Annotated in this window: 13 protein-coding genes; 6 read left to right on the top strand and 7 right to left on the bottom strand. The window is 69.1% G+C overall.

Translation table 11 applies throughout. From position 1 onward, the window contains the following. Positions 1-130 precede the first annotated feature (130 nt). Entirely contained in the window at positions 131-700 is a 570-nt protein-coding gene (locus QHF89_RS41080) for a DUF6992 family protein (RefSeq protein WP_284721596.1), read from the bottom strand. An 11-nt stretch (positions 701-711) separates the two neighbouring features. On the opposite strand from QHF89_RS41080, the gene QHF89_RS41075 reads away from it, so the two are divergent. Continuing rightward, a complete protein-coding gene (locus tag QHF89_RS41075) occupies positions 712-2,004 on the top strand; it encodes an alpha/beta hydrolase (RefSeq protein ID WP_284721595.1) in 1,293 nt (430 codons plus the stop codon). Between the two features lie 31 nt (positions 2,005-2,035). Here QHF89_RS41075 and QHF89_RS41070 read toward each other — a convergent pair whose 3' ends face one another. Next, positions 2,036-3,319, bottom strand: a complete 1,284-nt coding sequence (locus QHF89_RS41070; protein ID WP_136971516.1) for a radical SAM/SPASM domain-containing protein — start codon at positions 3,317-3,319, stop codon at positions 2,036-2,038. Between the two features lie 89 nt (positions 3,320-3,408). Here QHF89_RS41070 and QHF89_RS41065 point away from each other — a divergent pair, with 89 nt between their 5' ends. Further along, positions 3,409-3,711, top strand: a complete 303-nt coding sequence (locus tag QHF89_RS41065; protein ID WP_136971517.1) for a hypothetical protein — start codon at positions 3,409-3,411, stop codon at positions 3,709-3,711. 397 nt (positions 3,712-4,108) lie between these two features. Here QHF89_RS41065 and QHF89_RS41060 read toward each other — a convergent pair whose 3' ends face one another. After that, positions 4,109-4,783 carry a hypothetical protein gene (locus QHF89_RS41060; RefSeq protein WP_136971518.1) on the bottom strand — a complete coding sequence of 225 codons (675 nt, stop codon included), beginning with the start codon at positions 4,781-4,783 and terminating at the stop codon, positions 4,109-4,111. 238 nt (positions 4,784-5,021) lie between these two features. Between QHF89_RS41060 and QHF89_RS41055 the strand changes: the two genes are divergently transcribed. The 3 genes from QHF89_RS41055 to QHF89_RS41045 all read left to right on the top strand — a co-directional run bounded on the left by QHF89_RS41055 (position 5,022) and on the right by QHF89_RS41045 (position 8,186). Further along, positions 5,022-5,624 (top strand): RNA polymerase sigma factor, encoded by a 603-nt coding sequence (locus tag QHF89_RS41055; RefSeq protein ID WP_136936197.1) that lies wholly within the window; start codon positions 5,022-5,024, stop codon positions 5,622-5,624. Next, positions 5,621-6,451, top strand: a complete 831-nt coding sequence (locus QHF89_RS41050; protein WP_136971519.1) for a hypothetical protein — start codon at positions 5,621-5,623, stop codon at positions 6,449-6,451. Before QHF89_RS41055 ends, QHF89_RS41050 begins: the two co-directional genes overlap by 4 nt. 61 nt (positions 6,452-6,512) lie before the next feature. After that, positions 6,513-8,186 carry an LA_2272 family surface repeat-containing protein gene (locus QHF89_RS41045; protein WP_136971520.1) on the top strand — a complete coding sequence of 558 codons (1,674 nt, stop codon included), beginning with the start codon at positions 6,513-6,515 and terminating at the stop codon, positions 8,184-8,186. Here the strand turns inward: QHF89_RS41045 and QHF89_RS41040 are convergent. The 3 genes from QHF89_RS41040 to QHF89_RS41030 all read right to left on the bottom strand — a co-directional run bounded on the left by QHF89_RS41040 (position 8,183) and on the right by QHF89_RS41030 (position 12,437). Further along, entirely contained in the window at positions 8,183-10,282 is a 2,100-nt protein-coding gene (locus QHF89_RS41040; RefSeq protein ID WP_136971521.1) for an ATP-binding protein, read from the bottom strand. The genes QHF89_RS41045 and QHF89_RS41040 overlap by 4 nt on opposite strands. Before the next feature lie 170 nt (positions 10,283-10,452). Beyond that, positions 10,453-11,610 (bottom strand): SUMF1/EgtB/PvdO family nonheme iron enzyme, encoded by a 1,158-nt coding sequence (locus QHF89_RS41035; RefSeq protein WP_136971522.1) that lies wholly within the window; start codon positions 11,608-11,610, stop codon positions 10,453-10,455. 59 nt (positions 11,611-11,669) lie between these two features. Continuing rightward, positions 11,670-12,437, bottom strand: coding sequence for a fumarylacetoacetate hydrolase family protein (locus QHF89_RS41030; protein ID WP_136971523.1), 768 nt, complete (start codon positions 12,435-12,437; stop codon positions 11,670-11,672). Positions 12,438-12,576: 139 nt separating this feature from the next. Here QHF89_RS41030 and QHF89_RS41025 point away from each other — a divergent pair, with 139 nt between their 5' ends. Continuing rightward, positions 12,577-14,127 (top strand): MYXO-CTERM sorting domain-containing protein, encoded by a 1,551-nt coding sequence (locus tag QHF89_RS41025; protein ID WP_284721594.1) that lies wholly within the window; start codon positions 12,577-12,579, stop codon positions 14,125-14,127. Positions 14,128-14,134: 7 nt separating this feature from the next. Here the strand turns inward: QHF89_RS41025 and QHF89_RS41020 are convergent, their stop codons facing one another. Next, positions 14,135-15,268, bottom strand: a complete 1,134-nt coding sequence (locus tag QHF89_RS41020) for a S1C family serine protease (RefSeq protein ID WP_136971525.1) — start codon at positions 15,266-15,268, stop codon at positions 14,135-14,137. Positions 15,269-15,995 lie beyond the last annotated feature (727 nt).

Here is a 15,995-nt window from a genome sequence, read left to right as displayed (position 1 = left end):
GCTCGAGACGTCGTGTCCGGTGCGGTTCGACGAAGCAGGGCCGCGGACGATCTACGGCGGCTCCGCCGATCTTCGCCGATTTTCGAACCCAAGGGGAGCGGGAACTCGCGGCGTCGGCCGTTGTCGGAGCTCAACGGGCACCGAGCCCCATGGCCATGTCGAAGGTGAAGAGGAAGCTGCCTTGCAGGGCGATGCCCGCGCCGGCGCCGCGGACCCAGTCGTTCTTGCCAAACCCGACCATCAAGGCTCCGGCCGTCACGTAGAGGACGTCGAGCCCCGCATTCACGAGGAAGATCGTCCGCATCCTGCGGTCCTCGGCCTGCCAATAGGAAATAGGTTTGTCGAGGCCGCGTTGTTTTGCGAGGCCGTGGTAGCCGAACCCGGCGATGACGCCGTCGACCGCGCCCCAGGCGACGTTCTGGATGCCGATCGAGCGGGTGTAGTCGTCGCCGCCCGTGGCCCATAACGCGGCGCCCGTGGCGAGGCTGGCGAGGGCCCAGCTCGTGAGCACGGTCATCGCTCGCGTTTGTGTTTCGAGGTGCGCCTCGCGCGCGGCAAGGGCGGCGGCGGCCGCGGGATCGGGACCTTTCGGTACCGGCAGCGGCACGGGCGTGATCGCGGATGAAGGCGGCTCGGCGCGCGCGATCGCGGGCGCGAGGAGCAAGGCGAAGACGTGGATCCCGAGGGCGCGCCGTGGCATCGTGGTTTGGAATGTACCAAGACGACGCGCTCCCCCGAAGACCCTTCCTCGGACTCGAGCTTCGGGCGCGCCCTGCGGAAGGTGTCTCCGAGGGCCTCCCGGTCGTGCGGGTGGCCGAAGGCGGGGCCGCCGCGCTCGCGGGCGTGCGCGCGGGCGATCGCCTGCTTTCGCTGGGCGGCGCGACGGTGTCCGAGCCGCGCGCGCTCGTCGCGCTCGTGCGAGGCCTCGTGCCCGGCGCGCCGCTCCATTTCGAGATCGTGCGGGACGGCGCGCGCGTGACGCTCCCGGGCAAAGCCACGCCGCTGCCGGTCGAGGATATCGCGGGGGCGGAGGTTTGTCTTGGACATGTGACCGTGCGGGGATCGTGGCGGCAAAGGACCTTGTTGGCGATTCCGACCTCCGGAAAGCCGCCCTTCCCGGGGATGCTCTTTCTTTCGGGCCTGGGTACAGGGTCGTGTGAGCTCTCGCAGGACCCCGAGGATCCGATGCGACGGCTCCTCGAAGGCCTCGCTGCGGCGGGGATTGCCACGATGCGCGTCGAGCGCAGCGGCGTGGGCGACAGCGAGGGGCCGCCCTGCCAAACCCTGGGATTCTTCGACGAGGTGGAGGGGGCCCGGGCCGCGCTCGAATCCCTGGCGAACGACCCGCGCGTGGGGCGGATCGTGCTTTTTGGCCAGAGCCTCGGGGGGATGATCGCGCCCCTCCTCGCGGGCGAGGGCACACGGGCGTGTGGCGTCGCCGTGTTCGGCACGACCTCGCGCAAATGGGTCGATTGTAGGGTCCGGGCGGCGAGGTTCCAGGGGAGCCTCGCCGGGATGGAGGGCGAGGCGCTGGAAGAACACGTCGCCGCGTGGAGCGAGATGCTTGTGAGCGTTTGTCGGGAAGGTATGTTCCCGCGGGACGTCTTCGCGGCGCGCCCCGAGCTCGCGTGGCTCGAAGGGCCCTCGTGCCACGGCGAGACGATGTTCGGCCGGCACGTCTCGTTGTTCCGGGAGATCGAGCGCCTCGATCTCCCCGCGCTGTGGAGGACGACCACCGTGCCCGTGCTCGTGCTGCACGGCCGTTACGATCACGCCATCCCGCCGGACGAGGGCCGGATGATCGCGGACGAGATCGCGGGCGCTTCCCCGGGGCGATCGCTTCTCGTGCTCCTCGACCAGGTCGGGCACGACATGCGCAGGCACGAGAGCCACGTGCAGAGCTATACGAATCCACGCGCCGGCGTGGGGGACGAGGGGATCCTCCGCACGATGCTCGAATGGCTCGCGCTCGCGGGGCTGATCCGCGAAGAACCTCGTCGATGAGGGCCCACATGGCGCAGCCTTCGGCCGCAGATCAATCGGAAGCGATCGGCAACCTGCGCCGCGGCGCGCCGCCTTCCGTACCGGCGGGCTCCGCGCCGAGCGGCTCCTCCACGAGCTCGAACAGGCCGAAGTCGTAGGGCTGTTGCGGGGCGTTTTTCCGCTTCTCGATCCGTTCGCGCACGCCGCGTTTTTCGAGCTCCTTCACGCGGTGATAACAGAACGGGTTGTTTCCGCGCCGTCCGAGCGTGCAGTGGGTCGTCCACGAACAGCCCGCACGGCAATACGGGGCGAAATAACAGGTCCGGCAGAACCCCCAGAGCTCGTCCTCCGTCCGCTCGCGGGAAAACTTCAGCGCCTCCCCGTGCTCCCAGATGGCGTCGAGCGAGATCGCGCGTACGTTGCCGCCCGCGTAAGGCGCCGTGGGCAGCGAGGGGCAGCCTTTCACGGTCCCGTCGGATTCGATGCCGATGCCGGAAATGCCCGCACGGCAGCCGCTCCAGTAGGCCTCCTGGCCGCCCGGCCGCGATCGGAGCAGGGCCTCGTGCGGGCCATAATAGCCGAGGTTGTTGCCCGCCACGACGTCGAAGATGAAGCCCTTGCCCTGGTCCTCGATCGCCGCCTCGCGCTGAAGGGCCGCGAGCGTGTCGATGATCGGCACCACCTGCCACGGCTCGACGATCCATTCGGGCCGATCGGCCGCGCGGCCCATGGGAACCGTGAGCTGCACCTGCCACGCGAGCACGCCGCGGGCGCGGATTTCCGTGGCGACCTCACGCAAGACGCCCATGTTCAGGCGATTGATCTGCGTATTCGCGGTGAGGAGCAGCCCGGCGGCGGCGCCCGCGTCGAGCGCGCGCATCGCGGCGGCGTGGCTGCCTCGATTGCCGCGGAGCTCGTCGTGAATCGGCGCCGTGCCGTCGACGGAGACCCCGAGGACCGTAAGGCCGGCGTCGCGGAGCTTTCGCGCTCGTTCGACCGTCATGGCGCGGCCGCCCGTCTGCATGATGACGCGGAGCCCGTGCCGGGCGAGGCGGCCGACGATCGCGTGGATGTCCTCGCGCAGATAGGCCTCGCCGCCGATGAGCACGACCTCGCGGCAGCCGAGGCGGGCGAGACTGTCGGCGACTTCGAAGACCTCGTCCGTCGAGAGCTCGGCGTTCCGGGCGTGGCCCGCGCGCGACCCGCAATGCTGGCAGGGCTGGTCGCATTTCATCGTCAGCTCCCAGACGGCGAAGAGGGGGATCGGCGCGTCGCCGTCCTCGGGCCTGCGCGCGCGGGGGGCGGGGGTCGTCGGGGGGATCCGAGGATCGGCCATGGGCGCCGAGCTTAACCGGTTCGTGCTTTCGTGTCGCGGGGCACGAGAGCGCTTGACGAGGCTGCCAGGTCGTTGCGACGATGACATCCATGCCTCCCATGCTCGTGCTCTGTTCGGCTTGTGGGTGTCATGCGCGATCGACCGAGAACGATTGCCCTCATTGCGGCGCTCGTCTGCGCGGCGAGAGCGGCGCTCCGCTGCGCAGCGCGGCCGCGCTCCTGCTCGGTCTGACCCTCGCGGCCGCGGCGGCCGAGGGCTGCGTGGTCACCGCGGCCTATGGCGTTCCGCCGATCGATGGATCGGGCGGGGGAGGCAACGGCGGCGCGGGCGGGGACGGCGGCGCAGGCGGCGACGGCGGCGCGGGCGGCAGCCAGGACGCCGGGACGGATTGAACGAGGGCTCCGATCATGTCCACTGCGACCCGACTGTGCACGATGTGCGGCGCCCCGAATTCGCTCAGGGACCTTTCCTGCGTGTCGTGTACCTGGTTCTTGGGCGCCACCGAGGAGAACCGCCCGCCGCCTCCACCGCCTGAATTCTGGCAGCAGCCGCCGCCATTTCCGCTTGTCCCTCCGCCATGGGATCCATCGAGCGGCCCGCCGCCCGCTCCGGGATACGGCGCGCCGCCGCTGCCGGCCAACGCGCCCGTGCCGCAGGGGTACGGATTCGGCCCCCCGCCCATGCCGCCGGTGCCTCCCGCATCAGGTCCGTCGCGGCCGGATTGGGTTCCGCCGGGCTTCGTTCCTCCGCCAAACCTCCCGGACGACGAGGGCGAGAAAAACTCGTAATTCAATCCCCCGCGCAAACGCCCGCGCTGCACACCTGACCGCTCGGGCAATCACAATCCACCTGGCAGGGGAGCTGCGGCGCCGGCGGGGCCTCGCAATATCCGCCGACGCAGCTCTGGCCCGTCGGGCATTCACACGACGCCACGCAGGCGACCTTGCATGCGCCGTCGATGCACGACGCGCCGCCCGCACAATCACAATCCGCCTCGCATTCGACCGAGGACCAACCCCCTTCACCGCTGCCGCCGACGCCGACGCCGCCGCCGCCGTAGCCGCCGGTGTCGCTGCTGCCGCCGCCGGTGCCGTAGCCGCCTTCGCCGCCGTTGCCGGGCGGAGGGGGCAGCGGCGCGCCCGGACATGCATAGGCGTCGAGATCCACGCACCCCGCCTCGATCACGCAAATGCAGCCCGTCTCCACCAGGTAAGGCGTCGACGCGTGCTGGGCATTGCAGCCATCGATGCACGCGGCGAACGCGTCGGCGTCGATCGCCCCGCAGCCGGCGAGGTGATCACACATGTCGTTGCAGATGCCCGCCGGCCCGTACCCGCCGGTCCCCTCCGACCATTCATCGTCCCAGGGGCCATTGCCGTGCTCGATGTAGCACCCGCCCGTCACCGTCACCATGGACAGAAACAACCCGAGAGCCCACGCATGGGCCGCGCGACGCGTCATCATTCGTCACCTCGAACGGTGGTAGGTTTGTCCCGACGAAGGCACGTCACCACGCGCCTCCTGTCGATTCGTCCGTGGGTGCCCCGTCCCGCGCCGTTCGTTCAATTCTTTTCCGTTTGTACGAGAGGACACGAACCGAAGACCCCCGCGGTCCGTCCGCGCGGGTACGATCGCCCGGAGGGGCACGAAATCGACGTGGGGGCTTGAACGAACGCCCTTGTTGCGGGCACGAAGAGGGGCGATGAGGGCCCTCGATTTGCTTGCGCCTCTCTTTTTCTCGCGCCCCACGGCCAGCGCCGCCCGGGTCGAGGAGGAGCTCGTGGAGCGGCTGCGTCGCGGCGAGAGCTCTGCGATCGCCGAGGTGTACGACGAGCACTACGCCACCGTCCGCGCCTTCGCCCGCCGCCTCACCGGCGACGACGCGGCAGCCGAGGACCTCGTCCACGACGTGTTCGTCAGCTTGCCCAGCGCGGCGCAGCGGTTCCGCGGCGAGTCGTCGCTCAAGACGTTCCTCGTCTCGATCGCCGTGAACCACGCCCGCCATCACCTCCGCTCCGCCGCGCGCCGCCGCGTGGCCCTGGAGCGGCTCGGCCGCGAGCCTCTGCCGGACGCGCCGAACCCGGAGCGGGACGTGAGCCGCGCCGCGCTGGCCCGCGCGCTCGACCGCGCCCTCGATCAGCTCCCCGTCCCGCAACGTGTGGCGTTCGTGCTCTGCGAGGTCGAGGATCGCAGCGCGCGCGAGGCCGCCGAGATCATGGGCGTGCCCGAGGCCACGGCGCGCACGCGCCTGTTCCACGCGAAGCAGAAGCTCAGGGCCCTGCTCGACGAGGAGGAGAGCCGATGAAGGACGACATGCTCCGCGCCGCCACCCGCGCGCTCCGCGAAGAGGCCGAGGCATCGAAGGGCCGCGAAGCTGAGACGCGCGCCCGCGTCCTCGCCACGCTGAAGTCGCGTCGCGCGCGCAAGCTCGCGGCGATCCGGGTGTTCGTCCCGCTCGCGGCCGTGCTCGTGGGCTCGGTCGCGTGGGCCGAGGCGACGCACCGATTGCCGAGCGTCTGGTACGAGCTCAAGCACGATCTCGGGTTCGGACGAGAAGAAGAGGAGGCGCCCGCGACGGCGCCCGCGAATCCATCCGCAGCGAGGCCTGTCGCGAAAAACGCGGCGCCTGCGGTCACGGTGAAAGCGCCTGCGGACAAGGCGGAAGCGCCCGCGGCCAAGGCGGTCGAGCCCGAGGTTCCGCCGAATGAGGCGCCTGTCGTGTCTGCCGAGACCGTGGGAGTTCCAACGGTTGCAGCGCCCAAAATTGTCGCAGCCGCGTCGTCTCCCAAGCCGAGCGCGCCGACCGAAGCGGCCGCCGTCGAAGCTCCCGCTGCAGCGCCTGCGCCTCGGGTCGACACGGACGACGCGTTGTACCGCGCCGCCCATCAGGCCCATTTCGTCACGCGGGATCCGGCCGGCGCGCTCGCTGCGTGGGACGCTTATTTGCGGGCGGCGCCGCGCGGCCGGTTTGCGCCCGAGGCCCATTACAACCGGGCGCTTTGCCTCGTGCGGCTCGGACGAACGGCCGAGGCCGAGCGGACGCTGGAGTTCTTCGCGTCGGGCTCCTTCGGCGGCTACCGCAAGGCCGAGGCGAAAGCGCTGCTCGACGCGATGCGCGGCCCCACGCCTTGATTCCTGTCGAATCGTGCGCGTCAAAAGAACGAATGGGTCCCCTCCGGGCACGAAGTCCGCGATGAACCGAAACGACGCCGCCACGAGGGCCTCGCGCGCCATTCTCCTCGCGCTCCGCGTCTCCTTGCTCGCCGCGGGCCCGCTCGCCGTGCCCACGTATAGCCTCGCGGCGCATGCCGAGGAGCCGACGGGCAGCGCGGTCGTCCTCGTCGTGGAAGGTTTGCCGTGGGATGTCGATCCGGAAGCCGTGCGCGCGGCGATTGGCCGGGAGATTGGCAAGACCGTGGTCCTTTCGGGCGCGGCGCCGGCAGGGAAAGCTTCGTTCGTGCTCCGCGGCGAGGGCGGGCGGCGCGTGAAGCTGACGTACCGCGCCGACGGCGAGGGCGCGATCGTCGGTCGTACGATCGATCTTCCGGACGACGCCGAGCGCGCGGCGGACACGCTGGCCCTGCTCGCGGGGAACCTCGCGCGCGACGAGGCGGCCGAACTCGCGGCGCTCCTCGGCAAACGGTCCGAGGACAAACCCACGGCTGCGCCGAGCGAGCCGCCGGAGGAGACACCAAGCGAGGCGCCGAGCGAGGCACCGGTCGAGCCTCCCGCCGCGGAAAAAAACGAGCTTCCGGCGCAGGAAGTGCCCGCGAAGGCGGCGGCGCCCAAAAGCGAATCCGCGCCACGAAAGGCCACGCCTGCGCGCGCGCCTGCGCCTGCGGACGAGCCTCCCACGACGCCGACGCGTACGCCCTCGCTCGAAGAGCTCGCGCCTTGCTGGCGTCATGACGCCACGCAGTTTTTTGCGGGCGCGAACGCGCTTCCGCGGATCGGCACGTCGACGCGCCGGGGGTCGAACGTCGTGCACAACCTCTCGGCGAACTTCCTGGCCGGATATGGCACGGGCCTCGACGGGTTCGAACTCGGGCTCGGTCTGAACATCGAGCGCGAATTCGCTTGCGGCGCGCAGCTCACCGCCCTCGCCAACATCGTGGCCGGCCCCGTGCGCGGCGTGCAGGTGGCGGCCGGATTGAATTTCGCCTCCTCTCTGCGCGGCCTGCAAATGGGCAGCATCGATATCGTCGCGGGCCCGGTGAAAGGGGTGCAAATGGGCGCCCTCGACATCGCCGGCGACGTGGTCGGCGCGCAGCTCGGCGTGCTGAACATCGCGGGCGCCGTGTCGGGGATCCAGCTCGGCGTCGTCAACGTGGCCACGAGCCCGGTCAAAGGCGTGCAGATCGGGCTCGTCAACTACGCGGACCGCTCCACGTTCTCGTTTGGCCTGCTCAACATCGTCCGTCGCGGCCGTCTGCACATCGATCTCTGGGGCCAGGAGACGGGCATCGTGATGGCCGGGATCGAGCACGGCGGCGATTACATCCACAACATTTACGGCATCGGCACGCGCGTCGTGGGCGCCGAGCGGCGCCTCGTGTTCAGCTTGGGCCTCGGCGGACACGTGCAACTCTCGAAGCGGTTCTCCGTCGACGTCGATCTCCTCGGCTATTCGCTGCACGAGACGCCGAGCCTCGCTCCCACCGCATTCCTCGCGCAGGCGCGTGTCGTCGCCGCCCTGGAGATCGGCGCGCGCCTCGGCGTTTTCGCGGGCCCGAGTTACACCGTGGTCAATGCACGCTCGGTGGAAGACGCCCTGCTCGCCCCGTACGACAGCGGGAGCCTGGATCTGACCGCCCCGAGCCCCGTGTTCGGTTGGCCCGGCGTGACGATCGGCTTGCGGACGTTTTAAGCGCGCGCCGCGACCGAGGACAAGATGCGCTCGAGCTCGGTCGGGTCGATCGGCTTTGTCATGTGAAGATCGAAGCCTGCTTCCCGCGCGCGGCGGCGATCCTCCGCGTGGCCGTACCCGGTCTGCGCAATGAGGTACGCCCGCGCCGTCGCCGGATCGGCCCGGAGCGCCCGCGCGAGCGCATACCCGTCCATCCCCGGCAAACCGAGATCGCAAAGGACCACGTCCGGCGCGAGCTTGCGCCCCACGTCGAGCCCCGAAGGACCGGTATACGCGACCTCGGCGCGATACCCGAGGAGAATGAGCAATTCCTTGAGGATGTCCGCCGTGTCGCGGTTGTCCTCGACCACGAGCACCCGCAAGGTCTCCTCGCGCGCACGGGAGACGGGCCGGGTGGCCTCCGTTTGTCCGGTGGTACGCTCTGGCGCGGACGAGAGCGGCAGCCGCACGCGGAAGGTCGAGCCGCGCCCCGGGCCCGCGCTGTGCGCCTCGACGGATCCGCCGTGCAAGGTGATGAGGCTCCGCACCAGGGAGAGCCCGAGGCCGAGGCCGCCCCGCTTTCGATCGAGGCTGCTATCGGCCTGGCTGAAGGTCTCGAAGACGCGCGGGATCATCGAGGGCTCCATGCCGATGCCCGAATCCTTCACCACGATCGTCGCGGTGTTCGTCGCCGGATCCGGGACGAGGCAAGCGTGCACCTGTCCGCCCGCGTCCGTGAATTTGAGCGCGTTGTGCAGGAGATTGCCGATGACCTGCGAGAGGCGCGTGGGATCTCCCAGGGTCCAGACCGGCTCGTCCGGCAGGGAGACGCAGAGCTCGATGCCATTGCCCCGGAACGCCGGCCCATAATCGTCGGCCACCTGGCGGACGATCCGCGTGAGGCTGCAAGGCTCCTTGCGCAGCTCGATCTTGCCGCGGGCGACGCGCGAGACGTCGAGCAGATCGTCGATCATCCGGGCCATGTGTGTGACCTGCCGCTGGATCATCTCGCGCGTGCGCACGACGTCCGGCGCGTCGCCTCCCGTGATGTCGAGGACCTGAATGGCCGTACGAATCGGGGCGAGGGGATTTCGCAGTTCGTGGGCCAGCATCACGAGGAACTCGTCCTTGCGGCGATCGGCCTCCCGGAGGGCCTGCTCGCTCTCGCGGAGGGCCTGCTCGGCGCGTTTTCTTTCGGTGACTTCCTGCACGACCACATTGATGCCGAGCAACGTCGACGCTTCGTCGCGCACGGGATGGACGCTGACGAGCCAATGCCGATCACCCTCGGGCCGCGCATGGCGGAGCTCGCAATTCGTGACGGCCTGCCCCGATGCGAGGACCCGCTGGCAGAGCTCCTTGAACGGGGTGGCATCCGGAATGAATTCCCCGAGCGTACGGCCGAGGTGCTCGGAGATGGGACGCCCCGTGATGCGCGAAAGCGTCTCGTTGACGTGTACGTACCGGAGGCTCCGATCGAGAAAACAAAGGCCCACCGGGGCGGTCGAATAGACGTTTTGCAGGAGCGCGAGGTGGCGCTGCGCGGCCTCTTCGCTCGTCCGCAGGCTCCGGACGAGGCGATTGCGCTCGAGCACGGCCGCGACCTGATCGCTGAGCATTTGCATGAGCTGGAGCTCGTCGGCGTGGAGGCGCGGGCGTTTCGTGGTGGCGAACGCCAGGGTGCCGAGCAGGCGGCCGTGGGACATGAGCGGATATCCCGCATAGGCCTGCACGCCCGCCTTTTTCAGGTCCGCCCCGGGCTCGAGGTTCGAGCGCTGGAGGTCCAGGGCGATGAGGGGTTTGCGGGTCGCGGCAACGGTCCCGCACATGTACTGGCCGAACGCGATCTGCCGATATTTGAGCCTGTCCTCGGGCGAGATTCCCCCGGCCGACTCGAGGACGAGGGTATCCGGCGCTTCGCCGACCAGGAAATTGAAGTAAAGCTCGACGCCGAGGTCGTTCGCCAGCTCCTCGAAGAGCGATCCGAGCAGGTCCGACGGCTCGTCGCAGAGGACGAGTCGACTCGCCGCTTTCGCCAGGATATGCAGATGCGTGTGCTCGGCACGCGCGTGCCTGGGCGTCTCGGCGGCAAGGGCGAATTTCCGGTGATGCGGCAATTGAACCGATCAGGCGGCGCCGAGGGCTCCCTCGGTACGGTCCCGTTTCCTGTACCGTCGAGTGTACTGCGGAGCAGGCGCGACGCCACGTCGACGCACGCGGGAGCCGAGGCGGAGCGGCGGGAAGGGCTGCCCTTCGGGAGATTCTGCGTTCGGCAGGCTTTCGGCTTTTAGATGTCTTTGCAGCAGCGGAAGCCGAGGTGATAATTCGCGTGGCTGTTCTCGCTGCCGAGGCGCGTCTCGTGCCAGCTCGGCGCGCGCCAGCGGCAATCGTCCTCGTGGGCCTCGATCGTGGCGAACACGAACCAGCTCCCCTTCATTTCGGTGAAGCCGAGCCCGCCGCTCGCGGCGAGCTCCTCGGGCAACGTGGGCAGGTTCATGTGCTCCGCGGCATTGCCGTGCATGTCGAAGACGCCGAGCGGGCTCCGGCAAGCCGGGAAGGCGCCGGCGGGATAGGTATTCGAGCCACACTGGTCGTAGCCGCCGCCTGGACAACCGGGGGTGCGGCTGCTCGACGTGCCGCAGAGGGCGTGGTTTCGGGCGGCGCCGTAGGCCCATACTTTTTCGCGTTTGTAGTTGTGGTACCAGGTCGCCTCGGCGCGGGGCCGCCCCCATTCGTATTCGGTCTCCGGCGTCCGGACCGCGCCCGCACAGGCGCCCTCCCATTCGTGCGTGTCGCAGATGCGCTTGCCGACGGCCCGGCAGAGCGCCGCCGCCTCGCTCGCGCGCACGTGCACGACGGGGTATTCACACGGTAGGTTCGGGAATTCGAGCTGGTCGATGCAGACTCGCGCGCCTTCCGCCGTTTGGCCGGACGAATGATCGTAGAGCGGCACCATGGAAGGCGCCCCGCAGGCGGGCACGTTCGCCTCCGTGACGCCGGCCTCGAGGCGGACGCGCCGGCACTCCGAGCGCGACATCGGGTGGCGCGAGATCGCAGGGTTGCCCTGGCCGAGCACGGGCGAGGCGTCGAAGATCGCGCGGACCGCGTCTATCTGCATTTCGGACAAACCGAGGCCAGCGCGCATGCGGTCGAGCAGGCGCGCGCGTTGCGCGTCGAGCGTCTCGGGCTCCTGGTCGAGATCGTCCGGGGCGAGCGTGCGAGGCGGCGGAGGCGCGGGGAGGAACGTCGCGAGCCGGCGCGCGGTGAGGTGCCGCTGCGGCGGGAGGGTGACGGAGAGGACGAGCGTCGCGGCGGTGCCGAGCGCGAGGACCACGAGCGCCGCCTCGGCCAGCGCCCGCCGTCCGAGGCGCGGCGTTTGCGGCGCCTCGACGAGCGTCGAGGCGAGCGGCGGCACGGAGTCGGGGCGGGGAGGATCGAGGGGCATCGCGGATCGCGCCTCTCATTGTGTCCGCGCCCTCGCCGCGTGGCCAAGAGAGCGGCGGCCTAGCCGCGCGGGCGGACCGGATTTCGTAACGTCCCCACGTCTTCGACCTCGACTTCCACGACGTCGCCGGCCGCGATCGGACCGACGCCGTGCGGCGTCCCGGTCGCGATGAGGTCCCCGGGTTCGAGCGTCATGACGCCGCTGATGTACGCGATGAGCCGCGTGATCGAGAAGATCAGGTCGCGCGTGTTCCCGTCCTGTCGGATCTCCCCGTTCACGCGGCAACGCACGGCGAGCGCGCTCGGATCGATCCCGGTGACGAGGAGCGGGCCCGTGGGGCAGAAGGTGTCGAACCCCTTTGCCCGCGTCCACTGGCCATCCTTCTTCTGCAGATCTCGCGCCGTGACGTCGTCGACGCACGTGTATCCGAAGACGAAGTCGAGCGCGCGCTCCTCGGAGACGCGACGGCAACGCGCCCCGATCACCACGCCGAGTTCGGCCTCGTGATCGATGCGGCTGCTCTCCTCGGGCAGCTCGATCGTCTCGTCCGCGGCGATGATCGACGAGGGCGGTTTGAAGAAGAGGAGCGGCTCGACCGGGACGTCGTTGCCGAGCTCGGCGGCGTGCGCGCGGTAGTTCCGGCCCACGCACACGATCTTGGAGGGCGTGACCGGCGCGAGCAGGCGCGCGCCGGCGAGCGGCACTTCCTCTCCCGTCTCGGATGTTCGTTCCCAGGGCGCGCCTGCGAGCAAGCGGAGCCTGTCCCCGTGGAGACGCGCGAAAGCCGCGCGCCCCTCGCCTCGATCGATGCGTGCGAACGTAGTCATCGTGCTTCCGCCGAGCGTAGCATGCGGGGCCTCGCGTTCAGCGAAGCGCTCTCGGGATCCACGCCCGTCCAGACCGAGCACGTTCGTCGTGTCGTGGTCGATCGGATCGTCGCTGAGGCCCGCATGTACGATGTGGGCCATGCGCAAGCGCCACGCTTCTCTAGCTTTCTTCTCGATCTTCTTCGCCGCTGCCGTCGCGGACGCGGCCGACATCGGCGCGGATCCGTCGAACTACCGTGACCTCCTCGACACGTTGAAGCCCGGCGACACGCTCGTCCTCGCCCCGGGCACGTACACGCAGGGCCTGCCGATCACGAATCTGAATGGCACCGACGCCGCGTGGATCACCGTCCGCGGCCCTGCCTCCGGCGCGCCGGCGATCTTCGAAGGCGACGCCTGCTGCAACACCGTCGAGCTCGTGAACGCCTCGTACGTCGCGATCGAGAACCTCACCGTCGACGGCAAGGGCATCCCCGGCGTGTTCGGCGTCAGCGCCAAGAACGGCACGAACAACGTCGTCCACCACGTGCGCATCGAGGGCTGCTCCTTCGTTGGCCAGAGCGGCTCGCAGCAGACCGTGGCCATCTCCACGAAGACCCCGACCCACGGCTGGATCGTGCGTCGCAACGTCATCGACGGTGCCGGCACGGGCATGTACTTCGGCAACTCGAACTACGCCGATCCCTTCGTGGGCGCGGTCATCGAGTACAACCTCGTCAAGCGCACGATCGGCTACGGCATCCAGATCAAGAACCAGAACGCCTGGCCCGCGCACGCCGCGCTCCCGAGCGTCGACGCGCCGCGCACGATCCTCCGGCACAATGTCTTCCTCAAGGACGACAAGCCGAGCCCGGACGGCGCGCGGCCGAACTTGCTCGTCGGCGGCCCGCCTGCGAGCGGACCGGGCGCGGGCGCGCTCACGGAGATCTACGGCAACGTCTTCGTGCACAACACAAGCGAGTCGCTCCTGCAGGCGACCGGCCGCGTCTCCGTGCACGACAACGTCTTCGTCGACGTCGCGGACACGGCCCTCCGGCTCACGCAACACGACGGCTTCCCGCTCCTCTACGCGCGCGTCTACGACAACACGTTTTACGCGGCGAAGCGCGCCGTCGTCTTCGGCAGCGAGGCGACCGAGGGGGATCTCGTCGCGGGCAACCTCGTGTTCGCGGACGAGGCCGTCTCCGGGCCGAGCATGGGCACGGGCTCGAACCTCGTCGACGTCTCGGCGAATGCAGCGAACTTCGTGCAGAAGCCGTCGATGCTTCTCGGCGACATGGACTTCTACCCGCTGCCCGGCAAGGCCGAGACGAGCCCGCTCGACACGTCCGCGTTCGTGGACGACTCCGAGCACGCGTGCGACTTCAACGGCAGCCCCCGCAAGGACTTCGCTTTCCGCGGCGCGTACGCGGGTGCGGGCACGAACCCTGGATGGAAGCTGGCCGAGGCCATCAAGCCGACGGTCGTCTGTGGAGGCGGGAGCGGAGGCGTAGGCGGAAGCGGGGGCGGAGGCGCGAGCGGAAGCGGAGGCGCGGGCGGGAGCGGAGGTGCAGGCGGGAGCGGAGATGCGGTGGACGCCGAAGGTTGTGGATGTCGTTTGGGCACGAACGAGCCGCCGGGTCCTGCGGCGCCGGTGTTGCTCGGCCTCCTCTTGAGCCTCGGCCGTCGTCGTCGTCGCGGCTCAGCTTGAGCGCGCGTCACATCGCGACGACTTCCACCGACACGTCCCGCTCCTTGCCTTCACGGATCACCGAGAGCTTCACCTGGCGGCCCGGCCCGACGTGATCGAACGCATCGAGCAGCTCTTCGTTCGTTCGCACGCGCTTGCCGTCGATGGCCACGATCACGTCACCGAGCACCACACGCTTGCCGCGGGCCACGCGAACGCCCTCGAGCCCAGCCTTCTCCGCGGGCGAGCCTTCGATCACCTCGTAGATGACGACACCTTCGATCCCGGCGCGGCGCGCGGCGCGATCCAGCGTCGGGCTCACCTGCACGCCGATCCCGGCGACCGAAGCGCGTCCTTTCTCGATGAGCTGGGGGATGAGCCGGGCCACCGTGTCGACGGGGATCGCGAAGCCGATCCCTGAAGATGCGCCGCTCGGGCTGTAGATCGCGGTGTTCACGCCGATGAGGCGGCCGCTCGAGTCGAGCAGCGGGCCGCCGGAGTTGCCGGGGTTGATGGCAGCGTCCGTCTGGATGACGTCGCGGATCTTTCGGCCGATCGGCGAGGTGAGCTCGCGGCCGAGCGCGCTGACGACGCCGACCGTGAGCGAGTGATCGAGGCCGAAGGGGTTGCCGACGGCGAGGACGCGCTGGCCGACGAGCAGATCGCGGGATCGGCCGACGGGCAGGGGGACGAGTTTTTGTTTGGGCGCCTCGATCTGAAGAACGGCGAGATCTTTTTCGGGGGCCGTGCCGACGACCTTCGCGTCCCACTCCGACTGATCGGCGAGCGTGACGGAGAAGCGGTCGCCTTGCTGGATCACGTGGAAGTTCGTGACGACGTGGCCGGCGTCATCCCAGAGGAAGCCGCTGCCGGTGCCTTGCGGGATCTGCATGACGTCGAAGGAGAAGAGGTTGCGCTGGACTGCGATGCTCGTGATGAACACGACGGCCGAGGAAGCGCGGCGGAAGACGTCGATGTCGCGGCGCTCGTCGCCGGTGAGCTCCTCGGGGATGGGCGGTTGTGGAGGTGCGGGCTCGGCGGGGGGCGCGAGCTCGTAAGGAGGAGAAGGCGGGAGCTGGCGCGAGCGCCCGAGGAAGAAACCCAAGCCGAAGACAGAGGCGACGAGGAGCAGGATTCCGAGGGCTTTGGATGCGGTTTTCATGCGGCCTTCGCAGGAACGATCGAGGTGAGCCGGAGGGCGGATCCTGGCTCCACCCGGTGTGCCGGGCAACCGAACAGCAGAGATCCAAAGCCCTCCGGACGATTTCCTTGACAGGCCTGAGGGGGGGAGTATGTTCCGCCTCCCCGACGCGCCCGGGACGACAGATCCAGGGCGAGACGGGGCAGGCCCCCCGGGCCAAATGTCTCAGCCGGTCCCTCAATAGAGAGAACGGTAAGACGAAAAAAAAGAAACGGGGTGCTTGACAGGCGGAACGGAGTGAGTAAAGTCCGCCTCCCCGACGCGCTGGAGGGCAAACCCTGAAGGCGCTGGATCGCGAGGAAAACGCAAGCCGAAGAGGTAAGCGGAGTCCAAGCGAAAGGGATGTCGAAGCGAAACTGGAAGGAAGATCCAGCGTAGCGGAAGCAAAAAAAGGTTGACAGAGCGAACGAGACGCTCTAAAACAACCGACCTCGCCGCAAGGAACGGCGCCGCGAAAGCGGCCCGGACAGACGGCGAGATGACAGAACGAAGGAATGGCAGGAGTGTCTGCCGCAAGCCTTCGGCTCGGTCCTTGAAAACTGGATTGTACGCAACACGCAATAACGTGTGGTGACGTGGCCCTCGCCTCGTACCTGCGCAAGCACGGTCGAGGCAACACGTCATGCCAATAAGGCATGAGCCGTCACCCGGTCTTTAGCCGGACCGAGGTGACCTCCAGCGAGTTTAA

The organism is Polyangium sorediatum, assembly GCF_029946465.1.
Lineage (GTDB): Bacteria > Myxococcota_A > Polyangia > Polyangiales > Polyangiaceae > Polyangium > Polyangium fumosum.
The sequence above is the reverse complement of the archived record's forward strand: the minus strand, read 5'-3'. Positions and strand labels throughout refer to the sequence as shown.